Annotated in this window: 1 pseudogene; it reads right to left on the bottom strand. The window is 58.0% G+C overall.

What is annotated here, in order from left to right:
* Nucleotides 1-617: pseudogene (locus H7U20_RS12085) on the bottom strand (hypothetical protein); the annotation flags it as partial.
* Nucleotides 618-805 lie beyond the last annotated feature (188 nt).

Raw genomic sequence — 805 nt, 5'->3', positions numbered from 1 at the left:
GCCCCCGTTGGTATCCGCAGCGTCGTGCCACACCAGGTTGGACCATTGGCGGGCCGGACAGTTCGGCGAAGATGAAGATCAGCGCTAATCAATATTCCTTTTGTCACGCCCATGAGCAGGATGCTGCCAATGAACATCAACACGCCCCACTGCCACAGCAGCGACTGCACCGGGTCGGCGATCAGGCTGCTGAATGCCGCCTCCGTCACCAGGCGATCGCTACTGAGGATAGAGCCGCCAACGGCCTTGACCACATAGGCAAAGACCCAAGCCACTACTTCGGAGTAGAAAGACAAAATCAGAAAGGATGCCAACATGCCGGCTGCGCCGAGCAGCCACCACGGCTGCCCCTTGGGACTGAGCTTTTGCAGCGCGGTGATGGGATTGGCTTTGGCGCTGCGCCCGATGGTGATCTCCGCGATCATCACCGGTAAGCCGATGACCAAGGTGGCCAGCAGGTAGACCAGCAGGAAGCCGGCACCACCGTTGGCGCCAGTTAAGTAAGGGAATTTCCAGATATTGCCGAGACCAACTGCGGAACCCAGCGTTGCCGCCAGTACGCCGAAGCTGGAACTGAAGCCGCCGCGCTTGGTTGTATTGTTACTGCCGTGCTCCATCACACCTCTCCTGATCGACCTGCCATATATGGCAAAAGGCCGCGATTGTAGCAGCAAGGCAGGTTTGAGAAAAAAGCCTTGCGGAGGATAGGTGGCTTTGCTATAGTTCGCCTCCCCGCAAACGGAGCACGCAAAACAGCGCAGTGCAGAGTCAGCGGGGTAGAAAAAGAAGGTTGACGAAATGGCCG

Source organism: Rugamonas violacea (genome assembly GCF_016461825.1).
GTDB lineage: Bacteria > Pseudomonadota > Gammaproteobacteria > Burkholderiales > Burkholderiaceae_D > Rugamonas.
The sequence above is the reverse complement of the archived record's forward strand: the minus strand, read 5'-3'. Positions and strand labels throughout refer to the sequence as shown.